18 protein-coding genes are annotated in these 20,493 nt (G+C 33.6%); 4 read left to right on the top strand and 14 right to left on the bottom strand.

Going from position 1 to position 20,493, the window contains the following annotated elements:
- Positions 1–15: 15 nt before the first annotated feature.
- The gene (locus tag PYW35_RS01865; RefSeq protein WP_103322216.1) at positions 16–972 is read left to right on the top strand and encodes an ornithine cyclodeaminase family protein; all 957 of its coding nucleotides are present in this window, start codon (positions 16–18) and stop codon (positions 970–972) included.
- A gap of 98 nt (positions 973–1,070) precedes the next feature.
- On the opposite strand, the gene PYW35_RS01860 is transcribed toward PYW35_RS01865, so the two are convergent.
- The 7 genes from PYW35_RS01860 to panD form a co-directional block, all read right to left on the bottom strand.
- Positions 1,071–1,922 carry a MurR/RpiR family transcriptional regulator gene (locus PYW35_RS01860; protein WP_103322217.1) on the bottom strand — a complete coding sequence of 284 codons (852 nt, stop codon included), beginning with the start codon at positions 1,920–1,922 and terminating at the stop codon, positions 1,071–1,073.
- 4 nt (positions 1,923–1,926) lie between these two features.
- The gene (locus PYW35_RS01855; protein WP_103322218.1) at positions 1,927–3,363 is read right to left on the bottom strand and encodes a PTS transporter subunit EIIC; all 1,437 of its coding nucleotides are present in this window, start codon (positions 3,361–3,363) and stop codon (positions 1,927–1,929) included.
- A 19-nt stretch (positions 3,364–3,382) separates the two neighbouring features.
- The gene (gene murQ, locus PYW35_RS01850; RefSeq protein WP_103322219.1) at positions 3,383–4,267 is read right to left on the bottom strand and encodes an N-acetylmuramic acid 6-phosphate etherase; all 885 of its coding nucleotides are present in this window, start codon (positions 4,265–4,267) and stop codon (positions 3,383–3,385) included.
- A complete protein-coding gene (locus PYW35_RS01845; RefSeq protein ID WP_103322220.1) occupies positions 4,268–5,317 on the bottom strand; it encodes a MupG family TIM beta-alpha barrel fold protein in 1,050 nt (349 codons plus the stop codon). It abuts the gene before it with no gap.
- Between the two features lie 298 nt (positions 5,318–5,615).
- Entirely contained in the window at positions 5,616–8,027 is a 2,412-nt protein-coding gene (locus tag PYW35_RS01840) for an MMPL family transporter (RefSeq protein ID WP_103322866.1), read from the bottom strand.
- Between the two features lie 185 nt (positions 8,028–8,212).
- A complete protein-coding gene (locus tag PYW35_RS01835) occupies positions 8,213–8,572 on the bottom strand; it encodes a DUF1304 domain-containing protein (RefSeq protein WP_103322865.1) in 360 nt (119 codons plus the stop codon).
- A 12-nt stretch (positions 8,573–8,584) separates the two neighbouring features.
- On the bottom strand, positions 8,585–8,968 hold the full coding sequence (panD, locus tag PYW35_RS01830; protein WP_103322864.1) for an aspartate 1-decarboxylase: 384 nt from the start codon (positions 8,966–8,968) through the stop codon (positions 8,585–8,587).
- Positions 8,969–9,149: 181 nt separating this feature from the next.
- Here panD and PYW35_RS01825 point away from each other — a divergent pair, with 181 nt between their 5' ends.
- The 3 genes from PYW35_RS01825 (at position 9,150) to PYW35_RS01815 (ending at position 12,239) form a co-directional block, all read left to right on the top strand.
- A complete protein-coding gene (locus PYW35_RS01825) occupies positions 9,150–9,983 on the top strand; it encodes an aldo/keto reductase (protein ID WP_103322863.1) in 834 nt (277 codons plus the stop codon).
- A 677-nt stretch (positions 9,984–10,660) separates the two neighbouring features.
- A complete protein-coding gene (locus PYW35_RS01820) occupies positions 10,661–11,029 on the top strand; it encodes a transcriptional regulator, SarA/Rot family (protein WP_103323132.1) in 369 nt (122 codons plus the stop codon).
- Positions 11,030–11,243: 214 nt separating this feature from the next.
- Entirely contained in the window at positions 11,244–12,239 is a 996-nt protein-coding gene (locus PYW35_RS01815) for an LLM class flavin-dependent oxidoreductase (RefSeq protein WP_103323131.1), read from the top strand.
- Between the two features lie 728 nt (positions 12,240–12,967).
- Here PYW35_RS01815 and PYW35_RS01810 read toward each other — a convergent pair.
- From PYW35_RS01810 to PYW35_RS01780, 7 genes are all read right to left on the bottom strand, one after another.
- Positions 12,968–14,179, bottom strand: a complete 1,212-nt coding sequence (locus PYW35_RS01810) for a CynX/NimT family MFS transporter (RefSeq protein WP_239102469.1) — start codon at positions 14,177–14,179, stop codon at positions 12,968–12,970.
- Positions 14,180–14,358: 179 nt separating this feature from the next.
- Positions 14,359–15,909 carry an L-glutamate gamma-semialdehyde dehydrogenase gene (pruA, locus tag PYW35_RS01805; RefSeq protein WP_103323130.1) on the bottom strand — a complete coding sequence of 517 codons (1,551 nt, stop codon included), beginning with the start codon at positions 15,907–15,909 and terminating at the stop codon, positions 14,359–14,361.
- Positions 15,910–16,217: 308 nt separating this feature from the next.
- Positions 16,218–17,135 (bottom strand): homocysteine S-methyltransferase, encoded by a 918-nt coding sequence (mmuM, locus tag PYW35_RS01800; RefSeq protein WP_016913018.1) that lies wholly within the window; start codon positions 17,133–17,135, stop codon positions 16,218–16,220.
- A complete protein-coding gene (locus tag PYW35_RS01795; protein ID WP_050997844.1) occupies positions 17,119–18,447 on the bottom strand; it encodes an amino acid permease in 1,329 nt (442 codons plus the stop codon). The genes mmuM and PYW35_RS01795 overlap by 17 nt, the downstream gene beginning before the upstream one ends.
- Before the next feature lie 251 nt (positions 18,448–18,698).
- A complete protein-coding gene (locus PYW35_RS01790) occupies positions 18,699–19,208 on the bottom strand; it encodes a thioredoxin domain-containing protein (RefSeq protein WP_016913016.1) in 510 nt (169 codons plus the stop codon).
- Positions 19,209–19,373: 165 nt separating this feature from the next.
- A complete protein-coding gene (locus tag PYW35_RS01785; RefSeq protein WP_016913015.1) occupies positions 19,374–19,574 on the bottom strand; it encodes a cold-shock protein in 201 nt (66 codons plus the stop codon).
- 205 nt (positions 19,575–19,779) lie between these two features.
- A complete protein-coding gene (locus PYW35_RS01780) occupies positions 19,780–20,466 on the bottom strand; it encodes a 2,3-diphosphoglycerate-dependent phosphoglycerate mutase (RefSeq protein ID WP_016913014.1) in 687 nt (228 codons plus the stop codon).
- Positions 20,467–20,493 lie beyond the last annotated feature (27 nt).

Below are 20,493 nucleotides of genomic sequence, written 5' to 3'. Positions count from 1 at the left end.
AAGGTGCGATTACATATGCTTACACTTACAGATTCTGAAATTGAAAAACAATATTTTATGAAGGATGCTATTAAAGATACTCTGGCGTTATTTAACAAATTGGAACAAGAACAAATTATAGTTGAACATCGAACAGTTATTGAAATGCCTAATACGCACAACGCTATGCTCTATATGCCTTGCTTAGATTTAAAAGAAAAGCTTGGGACAATTAAAGTTATTTCTATTTTTCCTGATAATCCAAAAGTGAATTTATCTACTACACAAGGCAAAATATTAATTACTGAATTAGAAACTGGACAACATAAAGCAATCATCGATGCGAGTTATTTAACAAGGTTAAGAACAGGTGCATTAAGTGGTATAGCGACTGACTATTTGAGCAGGAAAGATAGTCGTGTTTTAGGTGTGATTGGTACTGGGGGTATGGCGTTCGAACAAGTTTTAGGCATACTTGAAGTAAGAAACATTGAACATATCTATTTATTTAATAGAACATTTAAAAAAGCACAACTCTTTAAAGAAAAACTGCAAGACTTTGGTATTAACGTAGAGATCAGCGTAACTCAAGATGTACAAGAAGTTGTACAACAAAGCGATATTATAAACTGTGCAACACGTTCAAATGAAGCTGTATTTAATGCTAAAGATTTAAAGGAAGGTACACATATTAATGGTGTTGGTTCATACCAACCTTCAATGCGCGAAATCGATATTAACGCAATAAAAAAATCATCCAAAATAGTATTTGATGATATTGGCGGTGCTCAAACCGAAGCTGGAGAATTTATTCAAGCTGAAAAAGAAGGCCACTTTAGTTTTGGTAGTACATACGGGGATTTACAACAACTCGTATTACACAAAATAAATGGTCGTGAAGATGAAACTGAAACGACGATATACAAATCCGTTGGCGCTGCTCATTTCGACTTGGCAGTGGGTATAGGCGTATTTAAAAAATTATTTTCGTAATCCATTTAAAGGACGATTACTATAAAAAGCATCATGTCATTAGTTAACGCCTACTGACATGATGCTTTTTTTGTATAAACTTTACAATCAAAATCTTATTATTCTATATACAATTCCACAGCATCTCTAGTTTTACTCATTGTTACAACATGCTCATCATAATTTCTAGATAAATAACTATAAAATAAAATATCTATCGTCATAAGTTGTGAAATAAGCGAACTTGTTGCTGCAAGTCTCAAACTTTTTTCTGAGCTTGCATCGTGTATTAAATAAAAGTCCGCAATTTTTGCTAAAGTAGATTGTTCTGACTGTGTAAGTCCAACTGTTTTCACACCATATTTTCGAGCAACTTTTGCTAGAGATATTGTTTCGTTATTCTCACCTGAATTGGAAATGCCAATCAATATACAGCTTTTACTATGTGAAGCAATTGCTGTCGCTAAAAAATGTGTATCTAATGAATGAATGACTTGTTTACCTATTCTTGTGAATTTTTGATATAAATCTTGTGCTACTAAACTGGAAGCACCCACACCAAACACGATCATCGTCTGCGTATCGTATAATTGATCCACAATTTGATTGATACTTTCATCAGAAATATGTTTTTCAGTCATTTCAAGTGTGTGTGAAGCTCTCGTTATCAGTTTCTTACTGATTGAATCAACAGTCTCGTCTTGTTTAATTTCTTGATAAATACTTTGTTCATGTTGAGGTAAATATCTAGAAATCGCTAACTTCAAATCTGTGAAACCTTTAAAATTCAATTTATGTGTACATCTAATAACAGAAGCCGCACTTGTGTTTGTTATCTTTCCTAATTCTTTAGCGCTTAAATTAATCGTTTTTTCAGGGTGTTCCATAAAATATTCAGCTATACGTTTTTCGTGTTTCGTTAAATGAGACATTTGTTCTTTTATAAATAAGAGTAAATGTTGATGTTCCATATCATTAGTCCTCTTCCAATTCTTGTGCTGCAGTCATTTCTTTATTTGTACCAAATAAGTATGTCGCAACAAATCCCCCTAGATAAGCTGCTAACAATCCTGCAATATATCCTAAGTACATATTATCAGAAATTAAAGGAATAAGAGATACACCACTTGGTCCGATTGCTGTGGCGCCAACGTGACCGAGGCCACCGATAACAGCACCACCAACACCCCCACCAATACAAGCAGTAATAAATGGTCTGCCTAATGGTAATGTAACACCGTATATTAATGGCTCCCCAATGCCTAAAATACCTACTGGCAATGCACCTTTTAATAAATTAATAATTTTTTTATTTTTTCTACATTTAAACCATAACGCAAATGCAGCACCTACTTGTCCTGCGCCTGCCATAGCTAATATCGGTAATAAATAAGTCGCGCCTGATTGGTTAATCATTTCAATATGGATAGGTGTTAAAACTTGATGTAATCCAAACATAACGAGTGGTAAGAAAGTTGCGCCTAATATAAATCCGCTGAATGCGCCACCTATATCTAACACCCAATCGATAACCCCTAACAATCCATTTGAAACAAATCCAGCTATAGGCATGATTAAGAAAATCGTACCGAGGCCCATTATAAATAATGTAATGGTCGGTGTAACAATAATATCTACAGAACTTGGTACAATTTTGTGTAGTTTCTTTTCAATTAATGACAATATCCAGACAGCGAATATGACACCAATGACACCACCTTGACCAGCAGCTAATGGCTCGCCATTAAATATGTTCTTTATCGGACTTTCAGGATCCATACCAGTGAGCATTGTTGTACCACCAATGACACCACCTAGTCCAGGTGTAGCACCAAACTCTTTAGCTGCATTAATCCCAACGTAAATAACGAGATATGCAAAAATACCATTTTTGATGATATCAAATATTAATACAAATTGTTCCCACGTTGCTCCATCTAATGTTCCAGCAGCTAACATATTTGAAATCACTGCTGCAATACCACCTATTAAACCTGCACCAACAAACGCAGGTATTAAAGGTACGAATATATTTGCGATAGATCTTAATACTTTTTTAAACGGTGATTGATTCTTTTTGTTTAAATTTTGTTTGAATAAATCCGCTTCTTTTTCTACTTGCTCCTTATTTGATGCTTTATGTTTAATGTCCTCCCCTAAATCGACACCAATTATTGAACTCATTTCATTTGCTACTTTATTAACAGTCCCTGGTCCAATAACGACTTGAAGCATATCATCTTCTACAACACCCATTACCCCTTTAATATTCTTGAGACCTTCAAGGTTTACTTTACTATAGTCAACGATGTTCATCCTAACACGCGTCATACAATGAATGACTTTATCTAAATTATCTCTTCCCCCGACTTCTTTCAAAATAGCTTGTGCAATTTCTCTTTCTTTTGACATAACCTACACACCCCTTAGTTTACGTATTTCTTACGAATCCCTTAGCTTGTTTCAGCTTTTCAACTGCTTCTGCTTTCGTAATTTGATGCATCCCCATCACGATTGCTACTTTTACTTGTTCGTCACTTTCTTTAAACAACCTCATACTTTCATCATCTGTACAGTCTAATACTTCTTGAATCATATTAACTGCACGTTGCTTTAACTTTTTATTCGTTGGTTTGACATCAATCATTAAATTCTCATACACTTTACCGATACCGACCATCGCCCCAGTTGATATCATATTAAGAATTAATTTTTGTGCTGTTCCTGCTTTAAGTCTTGTTGATCCTGTTAATACTTCTGGACCAACATCAACTTGCACTGGGAAATCAGCATGCTTTCCAACTTCAGATTGTCTATTACATGTGACACAACCAGTAGCTACTTTAATACTTTGAGCATATTTCAAACCACCAATGACATATGGTGTTCGTCCACTAGCAGCTATACCGATGACAGTATCATGCACATTAATTTTTAAGTCTTTTAAATCTTGCTCCCCTAGCCTTTCATCATCTTCTGCCCCTTCTACAGCGACTGTCATAGCAGTAGGACCACCCGCAATCAGTCCCACAACTACATCAGATGTCACACCAAATGTTGGCACACATTCTGCAGCATCTAAAACGCCTAATCTACCACTCGTTCCCGCTCCCATATAAATTAATCTCCCACCATTGTTTAAACCTTTTATAACTTGTGTAATAAGATTGGCTATAGCCTTATTTTCTTCTTTAATAAATTGGGCAACCTTTTGATCTTCGTTATTCATCACTTCAACAAACTGCTCAGGTGTTAAAGTATCTAACTTCGAAGAATGTTCATTCCTTAATTCTGTCGTTAAACGGCTAATATCCATCTAATCTTCCCCCTTAATAAACTGAAAAGCTGTTCCCGCATCAATCAAGTCAATGCACGGCAAATCTTGTTCACATACGTAACCTATAACATTTACCGCGTCATTATGATTTAAGTGTTTATTCACAATCTGTAATTCATTCATGTAACGACCATACTTTATATTATCTAAAGTAATGGCACCCCTTTTTCTTGCAACCGTGTTTTCAGGCAACACTTCTTCCCGAAAAGTTTGCCTTGCTTCTTCCGCTCTAATCACATCTCTTGCTTTGTCTTTTCTATTATGAAAAATTCTCCCAATAACATAATCTAAATGCTTTGTTTCGGATTGTACTTGAAGTGACACGATTCCATTATTAAAGAAGGTGTTGAATTGATTAATCGTTGGTTGATTGATATGCGTATCCCCTATACAAATATCATCTACACCTAGTGCTAATAACTCGCTAGCAGCAACTAGAGGATGGACTTTTCTATGATCTTCTAATGTAGGTAACCCTTGATAAACAGGACTTCTAAGCGTTGTTCCCGGAACAAATGCCATTATTGAAATATCAGGAAATAATGACTTCAACTCATTGTTCTTATTTATAAAGAATTGTTTATCCAACCCTGTTTCAGGACGAGGATAGTAATTATGTGCAACCATGATGCGCGTCATATCAACGTTTTGAGATTTTAATTGCGTGAGTAAATTCAGAGCGTCAGTACTCGCATTACATACAATTTTCAATTCATCTAATAAAGACATAATATCCTCAAGTTCTAAAGAGATATCCAACCTTATATAATCAATACCAATCTCACTTAACCCTTGCGGTTCTTTATATGATAGACCTAAATTGTGAAACGCATGAGGACTTGCATCAGCTATAATTTCAGCTTTGCTTCCTACAAGACGTTTCAATTCTTTTAGCTTTTCAAAATATTGACTTGAGTCCTCTTCAGGAATTTGAAGAGAAGTAAACACATACTGAAATCCTTCTTCTAACATTGTTTCAATATAAGCATGATCAAAAGATTCACCTAAATATACTGAAAAACCTAACATATCAACACACCCTTTTTGGAATCGTTTACATTATCTCATTTTTGGAATTTAATTTCAATATTTATATGATTTATTTACATTTTTGAAATGAAATTACACAAACAAAAACAGCCTGGGACATAAATGTCCTAAACTATAATGATTTTGTAAAGTGCATGCTTGCCTGGGGTATGGCTCGAGCCTGTAGTCTCTCACTCATACTATTCCCCCGGGCGTCAGCACTTTACAAAACTAGAAATATAAAAACACCCAATCCGAAAATGATGCCAACGGATTGGGTGATTTGTTTTAAGTACAATTAATTATTTTTATTGATCATGTCTTTTATTAATTGATTTACTTGTTCGATATTTTTACTTTGTTGATTCAATAGAGCCATAACATTTTGGTCGTCAGTTTCTGAACTTTGATTTTTTTGTTCTTTATCATTGTCGTACTGACGCAATGCTTCATATAATACTTCGTCTTTTGAATTTGAATCAATCTTATCGTATAATGCTTTCGTTTTTGGACTGACTTCTATTGTAGCTACACTTATATCTTCAGAACTTTGTGCAACATGATTATTTTCACTAAGTGCATGTCCTTCAATATCTATTTTAGGCAAAATTGTGTTTAACCAGTTTGGTAAGTACCATGATGCTCTACCGAATAGTTGAGTAAGTGCTGGTATGATCGTCATTCTTACAATAAAGGCATCGAATAATACGCCGAATGCTAATGCAATACCCATTGATTTAATCATGACATCATCTTGGAATACGAAACCTATAAATACACTGAACATAATAAGTGCGGCTGCTACGATTACAGGTCCACTTTCTTTAAGTCCTACTTTAATTGATTTCGTATTGTTCATTGTACGCACGTATTCTTCATGAATTCTGGACATTAAGAATACTTCGTAGTCCATTGCCAATCCAAACAACAGTCCTATTGTAATGACTGGTAAGAATGCGAGCAATGGTCCCGTTGAATCTACTCCAAATACGCCACTCATAAATCCATCTTGCATAATAAGCGTCGTAAATCCTAACGTTGCTACTAATGATAATACAAATCCTAACACTGCTTTAAGCGGAATAATAATCGATCTAAACACAACCATTAATAGTACAAATGCTAATAAGATAATAACACCTGCAAATAATGGAATGGCGTCATTAAGTTTTTCTGACATATCTATATTGATTACACTTTGACCAGATATTTCCGTACTTAAATCATACTTATCTTTCGAGTCTTTATTGTAATCTCTTAAATCATGAACTAAATCATAAGTTGATTCTGCATTTGGTCCTTTTTCTGGCAGAACTGTGACTAGCGCATAATCTTTATCTTTATTGAGTTGAGGTGGTGTAACTGTTTCAACATTTTTGATATCTTCAATGTCTTTCATGACATTTTGTAAATCTTTTTGTAATGCTTGTTGATCATCTTTTTTATCTGAAGTGTCTACGAGCATCACAATTGGTCCATTAAACCCTTCACCAAAATCATCAGAAATAATATCATATGCTTTTTTCTCAGTTGAACTATCAGGTTTCATGCCATTATCTGGTATACCTAATCGCATATGTGAAGCTGGCAGTGCAGCAGCAATTAAGATAATTAAACCGATAAGAATTGCAATCCACGGTTTACCTACTACAAATTTAGACCAAGGTGTATCTAAACTTTCATTTGAATGAATTTTACGTTTTTTAGGGTGTATTTGTTTATGAAACACACTAATTAATGCTGGAAGTAACGTAATTGAACTGAGTACAGCAAAGATGACACTTAATGCAGAAGCAAAGCCCATTGTAGCTAAGAAACCAATGCCTACTAATGCAAGCCCACATACTGCAATGACAACTGTGACGCCTGCGAATATAACTGCGCTACCAGCTGTTCCTAAAGCTAAACCGATTGCTTTAATATGATCCTTCTCAGTTTTAATAATTTGTCTATATCTAAATAATATAAACAGTGCATAATCTATTCCCAGTGCTAAACCTATCATCACGGCTAGCGATAACGTAACGTTCGGAATATCGAATGAATATGTTAATAATGCGATTGTACCAATACTTGAACCTAATCCAACAATTGCACTGATAATTGGCATCCCAGCAGCAATTAATGAACCAAAAGTTACAAGCAAGACAGCGAAAGCAACAATAATCCCGATTGCTTCAGAGCTGCCCCCTATTTCAGTATTTGCATTTAATGCATTTCCCGTTAATTCTGTCTGTATGTCATCATCTACTGATTTCATAGCATCTTTAACTTTATCGACAGAATCTGATTTTATAGATGTTTGAGATACTTTATAATTGATATCTGCAAAAGCAGTTGTTTGATCTTTATTTATTTGTTTATTTTCATAAGGATCTGTAATTTCTTTTATATCATCATCTTTATCTTTAGCATCTTTTAAGGCAGCTTGAATATCTTTCATCGCTTTTGGATCTGTTATGCCTTTTTTATCTTCACTCTTAAAGACAACTCTCACATTTGCCTTTTCACTATCTTGATTAAATTCTTTTTCAATTTTATCGTTCGTATCGATTGATTTAATACCATTCATTGTAATGTCGTTATCAAAAGTGGGTTTATTAATCGTCAATGGTGTAACAATACCTACCAAAACAATTAGCCAAATAATAATCGTTAACCACTTATGTTTAGCAATGGATGAACCCAATCTAAATAAAAAGTTCGCCAAAATATTTCCTCCCTTAAATCTACTCTATAGTTTATGCATACAGTGTATACAACATAACGCATATAATAACACTTCAGTACATACCAAAAAAGAGATAAAATCCCAAATGTGTATACTTTGTCTACACTTTTAAAATAATGTAGAAAAGCCGTTTACTAAACGTTCACATTTGGGATTTATAACTTTTATAATAATAATAGAATTAAGGCGATGATTGCAGGGCCACCTTGTTTCAAAATAATCGATTTAGAACTTGTAAGACTACCGTATATTGCTGCTAAAATAATAAATATTAACAACACCGCTACAAACTCTTTAGGATTTGTAGAGAAAAAAGCACCATAGAATAAGGCTAAAGCTAACAATCCGTTATATATACCTTGATTTTTCAGAAGTACTTGAATGTTTTTATCCTTTAATACTTGCTGCTTTAAATTAAATGTTTGTGATGTTTTTTTAGAGTCTGTTGCAATCGTTTCTAAATACATAATGTACAGATGTTCAACTGCAACAATAACTACAAAAATCGTCGCTAATATGTGCATAACAAGTCTCCTTTATAGAACAGTTTGATTTTCTTTTTCATGTATCATTTCAATGATTTCATTTTCCTCATTCATAACTGCTACTTTTGGTGCATGCGTTCTCGCTTCTTCATCAGTGACTTGAACATAATTCATAATAATAATGACATCATCTACTTGAACTAATCTTGCAGCTGCACCATTTAAACAAATTTTACCACTGCCTCTTTCACCTTCAATAACATAAGTTTCAAGTCTTGCACCGTTATTATTATTAACGATCGCTACTTTCTCATTCGGTAATATATCTACCGCATCTAAAATATCTGCATCTATTGTAATACTACCTACATAATTTAAGTTGGCCTCAGTCACTCTAGCACGATGAATCTTCCCGTTCATCATAGTTCTAATCATCGTATTCATCTCCATATCTATATTTGTATGTTCGTTATTATCATACAATGATATTTTAATCCGTCAACTATTATATCCTATTATTACTTTTAAGTGCCTATAGAACAAAATAGTGCGTACTTACATTTTATCGTCTTACACTTTATACTAATCCATACAATAATAAAAAGGAGTTTTGAACATGAATTTCACACAGTTTCATAATGGAAATAATATGCCTAGTGTTGGTCTAGGTGTTTTTAGAGTAGAAAATAACGATACAGCTAAAGATGCTGTCAAACATGCCATTCAATCAGGATATAGAAGTATAGATGCAGCATTTATATATGGAAATGAAACTAAAGTTGGCGAAGGTATCGCTGAAGGTATCAAAGCAGCAAATATCTCAAGAGATGACTTATTTATCACATCTAAATTATGGTTAGATGACTACGGAAAAAATAACGTAAAAGAAGCCTATGAAAAATCTTTAAACCTACTAGGACTAGACTATTTAGATTTATATTTAATGCATTGGCCAGGTACAGATGCAGATTTAATGTTAAATACGTGGGAAGGTCTAGAAGCATTATACAATCAACAATTAGTTAAAAATATTGGTGTAAGTAACTTCAATATAGATCACTTAGATATCCTATTAAACAAAGCAACTGTTAAACCAGTCTTAAACCAAGTAGAATTCCACCCATACTTAACACAAACAGAATTGAGAAATTATTTAAACAAACACGATATAAAAATGGAATCATGGTCACCACTTATGAATGCAGAGATTTTACAAGACGAAGTAGTAAATAACATTGCTACAGAAATAAACAAATCTCCAGCGCAAGTCATCATACGTTGGAATATCGACCACGATGTAATTACAATACCAAAATCCGTTACACCATCACGCATTGAAGAAAACTACGACGTATTTAACTTCAGCTTAAACGAAGAACAAATGCAACAATTAGACGCACTTAATCAAAACAAACGCATAGGACCTAACCCAGCAGAATTCAACGGTTAAGTTGTTGAGAGAATCGTACAGTATCTTTCGAGTCTTCGTGCGTTTTATCCAGATTTTACTAAAAGCGCACGATATCTTTTGAGTCCTCGTGCGTTTTACCTAGAATTTACCAAAAGCGCACGATATCATTCGAGTCTTCGTGCGTTTTACCTAGAATTTACCAAAAGCGCACGATATCATTCGAGTCTTCGTGCGTTTTACCTAGAATTTACCAAAAGCGCACAATATCTTTCGAGTCTTCGTGCGTTTTGGTCGTAACAATCATTGAACAACATAATCCTAATTTCACTTGGATTCGTTCTCTACGATTTTAAAATATAAAAAGATCTCTTCACTAGGCTATAACCTTCTGAAGAGATCTTTTATTTTGAGAACGGGTATTTATATTCAATATTTTTAATTTCCAATATATTAGTTTTTTTCAATTATACACAAGCTAATTATTAATTTATTTGTATTATACAATTATTATTAGAACATCTTATTTTAATATATTACATATTATTTTTTACTTATTATATTGCGTTAGTAGTTAATTTTTTGGTATTATTTAGGAGTAAACTAATTTCGCGGGAAACATTCAACAAATGAATAAAAATGAAAAACTCAACATTTTAATCAAGGAGCAAACAACCAAGACATATACACCTGAAAAACCTAAAAAATAGGAGGATTTTATGGAAAATATTATTCACTACGAACTATTAAAAAAAGACATCTTCAACAACATATTCGATGAAACACAACTAAAACGTATGGATATACTCACTTTGTATTATTTAGCTGAAATGAATGAAGATGAAGTATACGTTCGAAAACTTCGAAAACTTATGTTTAATCCATCATCTTCTGAATTAACAGGCGCATTAAAAACACTAGAATATTTAAATTATTTCAAAAAAGTTAGAGACCCATTAGACGAACGCTCTATTATATTGAAGAATATTGACTATGAAGCAATTAATTCCACTTTATGTATTTGCAAAAATATCACAGTGGATCATTTAGATCGATTCGATTCAGATGAAGAAAAAACAGTATTGTAAGTATGTATAAATAAATCACCCAATTCGAAAATGAAACTAACGGATTGGGTGATTCTTATTTCCTCTCATATACATGAGCAAATTTCAATCATATTTTTATGGATAGGATATACTTGTATTAAAATATAGAGTTGGAGAAACTTATGAATTATAGACGTGCTATGAGAAGAGACGTAGATGGCACTATTCGTGTTTGTTCAGAAGGAGGATTACAATGTTGAGATTAAGTGTATTAGATCAAGCGCCTATATCTAAAGGGCACACACCTGAAGAGACACTACAACATACTATTAAATTAGCTAAATGGGCTGAGTCGCTAGGATACCATCGTTATTGGGTTGCTGAACATCATAATACAAGCGGTTTAGCGAGTTCATCACCGGAAATCTTAATGACACAAATTGCCGCTTCTACTCAAGAAATCAGAGTTGGATCTGGAGGTATATTACTTCCTCAATATAGCCCATACAAAATTGCAGAGAACTCAAAAACTTTATCTGCTTTATACCCTAATCGCATCGACATAGGATTTGGAAATTCACCAGGTGGTTCTCCAATTACTCAAAAAGCTTTAACAGATCATCATATTAAACCGAAAGAAGACTTTTATAGACAAGCGTCAGATTTACAAGGATTCATGCACAATACTTTGCCTAGAAATCATGAATTCAGACTCGTTAAAGCTGGACCTCGTATAGATAATCCACCTGCAATGTGGCTTTTAGGTCTGACAGAAAATGGTGCAAAAAATGCAGCACAACTAGGGATAGGATTTGTATTTGGACATTTTATTAATCCGAAGTACGGTAAAGTCGCGATGAAACGCTATTATGAAGAGTTCACACCATCAGTAAATCATAAAGAACCTGCAACAATTATTTGCATATTTGTCGTATGTGCAGAAACTGACGAACAAGCAGAAGCACTTGCTATCACGCAAGACAGATGGCTATTAAACGTTGGGAAAGGATTAGGTACAAAAGTACAACCACCTGAAGAAATAAATAGTGATGAATACAGTAATGAAGAATTAGAACAAATTAAGAAAAATAGAAATAGATGTATAATAGGATCACCATCGACAGTTAAAAAGCAGCTTAATCAACTAGCTGAAGCATATCAAACAGACGAATTTATGATCATCACAAATATATATAACTTTGAAGATAAGAAGAAGTCATATAAATTGATAGCAGAAGAAATGTTGTAATGAGAATTATAGATTGTGTATCATATTCGGTACTAACTTTAATGTCTATTTTACAATTAACATATTAAAGGGGTCTGAATGTTGCTTGTTTGATCAGTCTTGCAACTTTCAAGCGTCCTATGTTGCTTGTTTAATCAGTCTTGCAACTTAGAGCCGTTCTATGTTGCTTGTTTTGTCAGTCTTGCAACTTACAGGCCTTCTATGTTGCTTGTTTTGTCAGTCTTGCAACTTTCAGGCCTTCTATGTTGCTTGTTTTGTCAGTCTTGCAACTTAGAGACCTTCTATGTTGCTTGTTTGGTCAGTCTTGCAACTTTCAAGCGTCCTATGTTGCTTGTTTGGCCAGTCTTGCAACTTTCAAGCGTCCTATGTTGCTTGTTTGGTCAGTCTTGCAACTTTCAGAGCTTCTATGTTGCTTGTTTTGTCAGTCTTGCAACATACAGCGTGTGCTTAAAAGAACAAACGAAAAAATATAAGAAATATGAATGTTCCTCACGATTTTGTAAAGTGCTGACGCCCGGAGGAATAGTATGCCCCGCGCGACTACAGGCTCGAACCATATTCATAAAGCAACCACAGGCAAGCATGCACTTTCAAAATCGTAGATTCTATAAAAAAATAACAACTCATTACTAGCTGAATAAATCAGTGAAGTGAGTTGTTATTTATTTTGAGTTAGGATTTATATCCTGGACTCTTATTTATTTTTTAATTCAAGAATCGTTTACCATCTAATCTTCTACATATTTATCGCTAGCTGCTTGTAGTGCGAAGATATAAAATAACACTGATATGACAATTAATGAGATGATTCCGACATCCCATCCTCCTAATAAATCATGTAAAAATCCGATTAAGAATGGTCCTATGGCAGCTATAAAATAACCAATCGATTGTCCGAATCCTGATAATGACATGCTTCCTGCGTTTGTTCTTGCACGTATTGAAAAGAATGTCATACATAAACTGAATCCTGCTCCCATTCCAAACCCTGCTATTATAATGCCAATAACTAATACTATGTATGATTGACTGAATAACAAACTAAATCCTAATACAAACAGCATACTTACAATTGTTACGAGTAATTTTTGATTTTGCATTTTAGATGCGATTATTGGAAATATAAATGTCATTGGTACTTGTGAAAATTGGTTTAGCATTAATAAAAAGCCTGCTGCTGTTGGTGACATACCTTTATCTACTAAAATGGTCGGCATCCAAGCTATAACCGTATAAAATACCATTGATTGCATCGCCATTGTTAATGCCACTACCCAAGCTAATTTGGATGTGACCATTCTAACCTTTGGTCCTTGTACTTTAGCTTGCATTGCTTTTGTCGCTTGTAATTCTTCTTGTTTGCCACTTTTAACTTGTGGCCACCAAAATACGATAGCTAATATCGTTAATACAACCCAAAATGATAGTGATAAACGAAATCCTAGTGGTGTTATTTCAGACAATGGATAACTTAATCCGCCACCTAATCCTGCAGTGAAATTCATTGTGGCACTATATACACCAGTAAATAATCCTATTTGTAATGGGAATCTCCATTTTACATAGCTAGGTAAACATACGTTTCCAAAAGCGATAGCGATACCTAATAGAATTGTTCCGACTATAAATAACCCTATATCTCCTGATACGCGTAATAACAACCCTACTAATAATATTAATAAAGCATATAGAATGGTGCTCGACATCGTAAGCTTAGTCACGATTTTAGATACGATCGGTGAGACAAAGCCAAAAATAATCAACGGAATCGTTGTTAACAGTCCTGCAAGGGTGTTACTGATTTCTAAGTCTGATTTAATTAATTCTATTACAGGTCCTACCGATGTTAAAGGCGCTCTTAATGTAGCTGCTACGAATATCATGCCAAAAAGAATTAGCCATATTTCTTTAAATTTATATTTCTTAATATTATGCTCCAAATTTTCCACCACCACGATTATGCTTTATATGTATTAAACTACTTGAATATAGTTGAATTCATATAAGTAAATTAACTTTTTAAACCAAAAAAGACTGTCGATAAATTAAAGACTTTATCGACAGTCTAACATGAAAGCATCGCTTACTGCTCGTTTGTTTTTTATATTTTATTCTTAATTTAAAATTGTTCTGATAGAATTTTTTGTTCTAAGAAGTTAAGCATATAATCAGGGCTACCAGTCTTAGCATCTGTACCAGACATTTTGAAACCACCGAATGGGTGATAGCCTACAACTGCTGCTGTACAACCTCTGTTCAAATACAAGTTACCTACATCATAATCTTCACAAGCTTGTCTCCAATGCTCACGATTATTTGTAAACACTGCACCTGTTAAACCGTAGTCCGTATCATTCGCTACTTCTAATAGTTCTTCAAAGTTTTCTCCTTTTGTAAACCCAACGACTGGACCGAAAATTTCTTCTTGCATAATTTGATCGCTAGATTTTAAATCAGAGATAATTGTTGGATGAACAAAGTAACCTTTGCTGTCATCCGTTTTACCACCAACTTCAAGTTTACCTTCTTTACTGCCAATTTCGATATAATTTTTAATTTTATCGAATTGTTTTTGATTGATAACTGGTCCCATATACACATCAGAACCGCCTTCTGTATGATCAACTGTCAGTTCTTTTGTTAACTTGATTGATTTCTCTAGAACTTCATCATAGACATCTTTGTGCACGATCGCTCTTGAACAAGCTGAACATTTTTGACCAGAGAAGCCAAATGCTGAATCTACAATTGCTTGCGCAGCTAAATCTGTGTCGACATTTTCATCTACAACAATTGCATCTTTACCGCCCATTTCAGCTATAACGCGTTTTAAGAAGTTTTGTCCTTCTTGAACTTTAGCAGCTCTTTCAAAAATACGTGTTCCAGTTGCTCTTGAACCAGTAAATGTGACAAAGTGTGTATCTTTATGATCTACTAAATGATCACCTATTTCTTTAGGTTCACCTGGTACAAAGTTAACAACACCTTTAGGAAGACCAGCTTCTTCTAAGACTTCAATAAGCTTATATGCGATTAAAGGTGTATCTTCTGCTGGTTTTAATAATACTGTATTACCCGCGATAATGGGTGCTACTGTCGTACCAGTCATAATTGCAAATGGGAAGTTCCATGGTGGTATCGTAACACCAGGGCCCATAGGTTTATAAATATATTGATTATGCTCGCCTTCTCTATCAAAGACTGGCTTACCATGTGCCAATTCCATCATAGAGCGTGCATAGTATTCTATAAAGTCTATTCCTTCATTTGTATCTCCATCCGCTTCATTCCATGGTTTACCAGCTTCATAAACCATTAAAGCAGAAAATTCGTGTTTTCTTCTACGAATAATAGCAGATACTCTTATTAATAATTCAGCTCTTTCTTCAGGAGTCCATTTTCTCCAAGTCTTATAAGCTTCTTTCGCCGCTTCCATAGCTTGATCGACTTGTTCTTTAGTAGCTTTAGAAACTGTTCCTAGGACTTGTTGATGATTAGCGGGATCTACAGATTCATATTTATCATCTGTAAAAATTTTCTCTCCATTAATCACGAGAGGAATTTCTTTACCAAATTCAGCTTTAACTTGTTTTAAAGCCTCTTTAAAAGCCTGTTGATTCTCTTCATTTGTAAAATCTGTTGCAGGTTCATTGTGAAATTCTACTACCATCCTAAATACCTCCTAAATATATAAAACTAATAAGAGGGAAATACCTCTTATAGAACATTTTACTATTCTATTTCCATTTTTATCAAGTAAAGGGCTTTCAAGAATGAAATATTCATCAAAATAAAGAAAAATGTCCTAAACTATAATGATTTTGTAAAGTGCATGCTTGCCTAGGGGTATGGCTCGAGCCTGTAGTCTCTCACTCATACTATTCCCCCGGGCGTCAGCACTTTACAAAATCAGAAATATAAAATCACCCAATCCGAAAATGATTCCAACGGATTGGGTGATTTATTTTAAGTTAGGATTTATATCCCAAATTCTTTCTTTGTTCTATCATATATTTGTTTTATATCTTGAGGTGTCGTTTCGCAACAACCGCCTACTATTTGAACGCCTTGTTCAATCCATTCTATTGATTTTTGAATAAGTAATGCATTATCTCCTTCACCTATCCAAACTTTCTCAATAGGGTCGAACGTTTTACCGCCATTAGGATACAATGCGATGACTTGTGGTAATTCAAGCAATCCTTTATGAATAGCTTTGTCTACACTATTAATACTTGAACAGTTAATACCAAATACAGGCACGCGATCGACATGCTGACTAATATAATGAACTACCTTTTCAAAATCAGTACCATCTGATAAATTACCTTCATCATTAACCGTACATGATATCCAAAAAGTCATTTGATCACTATAGTTCGGAATGATATATTCGACAATCGCTTTAATCTCATTAATATTAGGTACCGTTTCAAATACGAAATCGTAAATACCTCTATTAATCAAAGCATTTATACGTTCTTCATGAAATTGAACATAGTCTTCAACTGAGATGTCATATTCTCCAGTATATTCTGAACCATCACTCAAATATGCGCCATATGGGCCCAAGCTTCCAACTACGACTTGCTTATCTGTTACAGCTGCATTTATGTTATTAACCGCAACATCAAATAATTGTTCTATCTCTGTAGTCGACATACCAATAGATTTAAACGTAGCAAAGCTCGCTTGATATGTACTCGTCAACACGATATCCGCGCCAGCATCCGTAAATGCTTGATGTGCTTCTCTTACTTTATCAGGTTGATGGATCAACACTTCACTAGACCATAAAGAAGAATTCAAATCACATCCATAACCTTCTAAAGTTGTCGCTAAACCGCCATCTAACACTAATGTTTGTTCATGATTGATTTTATTTAGAAGTCTCAATAGTTTGACCGTCCTTTTTATGATATTTTACAAAGTAAAAAATAATCGCAATTATAGCAAATGGTATTCCAAAGTATAAGGCCGGAAATTGATTAGAATCAAACACCATACCTACACATGAAATTAAACATAAGATAAAGCCAATAATGGGCACACTTTGATGTATTTTCATGTGCTTGTTTAAACGTTTAGCATTAAAATAAGATAAACAAATGCTCATCCAAACAATGACAACAGCTAAACCTGCAATTGATACGAGCACAATATATAATGAGTCTGCTGCATAAACACTTGAAAATAATGCTAATAACCCTCCACACATACTGAATATTGTAGCGCGTATCGGCATGTGATGTTTATTTAATTTTTTAAAATAGTTTGGAAACATGCCTTCATTAGATAAACTCCACACCATTCTACTCGCAGCATACAGTCCTGAATTTGCTGCAGATAACAGTGCCGTAATGATCACTAAATTCATGATATCTCCAGCATATGGAATACCCATATTTTGAAAAATAACAACAAAAGGACTTTCTAAAGATTTGCCTTGATAACTCGGAATTAAAATAGAAATAACAACCATTGTTCCGATAAAGAAAATAATTAACCTCCATAAAGTTGCATTAATCGCTTTAGGAATCACTTCTTTAGGATTTTTAGTCTCACCAGCTGCAATACCAATTAGTTCAGTACCACTAAATGCATAATTGACTGCTAACATCGTTAAAAATACAGCGCCTAAACCGTTAGGAAATGAAGGATTAGTATACCTAGACTTAATTGTTTCTAACCCATTATATCCACTGTAATGAATAAGGCCGAATAAAGTTAATGCACCTAAAACAATAAAAACAATAATAGCTAAGACTTTCACTAAAGAAAAATAAAATTCAACTTCAGCATAAAACTTAGTCGATATAATATTAAAAACGAGTACAAGTATTATCGCAATACTTGAAAATATGTATACAGGTGCGTCTGGCAACCATTTCTGCATTAAAATACCTACTGCAGTAAACTCCGAACCAAGTGCAACAGTCCACGTTAACCAATAAAACCAAGCGACGATATATCCTATAGAAGGATGAATATATTTAGAAGCATATACATGAAACCCTCCCGTAACAGGATGTTCAATGGCCAATTGACCTAAACATAACATCACGAGATAAACTAACACTGCACCTACTATATAAGATAACATCGTACCTAAAGGACCAGCTTGTTGCAAAGTATAACCAGAACTTAAAAAGAGACCAGTACCGATTACACCACCAAAACTTAATAACATAATATGACGTTGTTTCATATCGCGCTTATATGACTGACTAGACACAAAATACCTTCTCTCTAAATTAAAAATATCTTTAATTCTATATCTTTCGAATAATTCAGTCAACTCAAAATTTTCTGCAAACAGTATATATAAAGCATAATTGATATAAAAAGGATAATATTTCATGTGTTTTATAAGATTCACTTTTATAGTTAAATGAACCCAGACAAGAGGCTTATTCAATAAGCGCCTTGCCTGGGTTCATTTAATCATCATGCTATACATTAACTTTCGAGTGCTTTTTTTAATTTTTCTTGAATTGTAGCTACATCATCTTCTGTTGGGCTAAATTCAAACTTTTCATTATTTATAAAAACTGTAGGTATACCTTTAATACCTCTTTCAAATGTTTCTTGATGTATCGCTAATGATCGATCGTCTGCATTTTTTTGTGGAGATAAACTAAGATCATACTCCATTTTTCTTTCTATCGTTTCAAAATTCAATGTCCATTCTTCTTGTGTATCATATAGGTGACGTATAATCTTCAATGTTTCTTCAGGATCATTATAATCTAGATGAATATTTGCAACAGTACCTTTTAATAGCCTTTGTTTCGTCTTATCAAAATGCTTAATCACATATTGAACACTGCCATCATTGATATAAGGTTCTAAAACTTCATCAGCTGCTGCAAAATAATGCGCACAATATGGACATGCGAAATTTATAAATGCTTCTACTGTTATATTTGCATCTTTATTGCCTAAAGTTAAATGTTGTATTTCTGTCATCACGATTACCTCCTATATATATTGTTATATTAATTTAACCATTTCATCGACTATAATGCTAATGATTAAATTCAGAATTGTTAATCAATTATCATTAACTATAAAAAAGCATACAAAAAAACACCTCATAACTAAGTTATGAGGTGTTTAACTAATAATTTAATATTAGTTTTTGTTAACGTTAACCGCTTGAGGTCCACGTTGGCCTTCTTCGATATCAAATGTAACTGAAGCGCCTTCGTCTAATGATTTGTAACCTTCAGTTTGAATTGAAGAGAAATGTACGAATACGTCGTTACCATTTTCTCCTTCGATGAAACCATAACCTTTTTCTGCGTTAAACCATTTTACTGTACCTTTATTCATAATAAAAGTCCTCCTGTGTGCTTTTGCACGATATATTTGCAATAATCAATCTTCAAACTTAAATGGACTTTATTAACAATGAATAAAACTACCAATTAATTTAATCTCGAAATATCACTTGAGACTTACTATACAGTATAAATTAGAAAATGTAAACCCTTATGTTAAAAATAACTTTTTTTCTTACTTTTATCACTCATAATCACTACAAATAATATTTTTCAATTACCTTTAATGATTCGTCTAATTCATATATAAGCGGTGCACCTGTTTTGATTTCTAATTCCGATATTTCATCATCGGGTATATCTTCTAAATATTTAATGAGTGCTCTTAAAGAATTTCCATGGGCAGACACAAGTGTTGTTTGATGATTTAACAAACTTGTAGAAATATGATCTATCCAAAATGGTATCACTCTGTCTAATGTATCTTTCAAACTTTCTGATACCGGCATAATTCTTCTATCTAACATTGCGTATCTTCTATCATTTAAATATGTTTCTCTTAACTTTTCATCCGCTTCTGGTGGTCTAGTATCATATGATCTTCTCCAAATATGCACTTGTTCTTCACCAAACTCTTCTCTTGCTTCATCTTTATTCTTACCTTGTAGTCCTCCATAATGTCGTTCATTTAAACGCCAACTTTTATAAACAGGTATCCATAATTGATGAGAATGTTTTAATAATAAATAAGTTGTTTCAATGGCCCTAGTTAATAGAGAAGTATACACAACGTCTATTTCTATTTGTTGTTTTAATAATTTTTCACCTGAGATTCTCGCTTCATTATAGCCTTGTTCTGATAATGCCACATCCGCCCAACCTGTAAATAAATTTTGAGCATTCCATTCACTTTGACCATGTCGGCATAAAATTAATTTTGGCATATGATTCTCTCCAATCTATACACTTGT

Origin of the sequence: Mammaliicoccus vitulinus, from assembly GCF_029024305.1 — a bacterium.
In the GTDB taxonomy this organism is placed as follows: domain Bacteria; phylum Bacillota; class Bacilli; order Staphylococcales; family Staphylococcaceae; genus Mammaliicoccus; species Mammaliicoccus vitulinus.
Note: the sequence above shows the minus strand (reverse complement) of the source record. Positions and strands in the feature narration are given on the sequence as shown.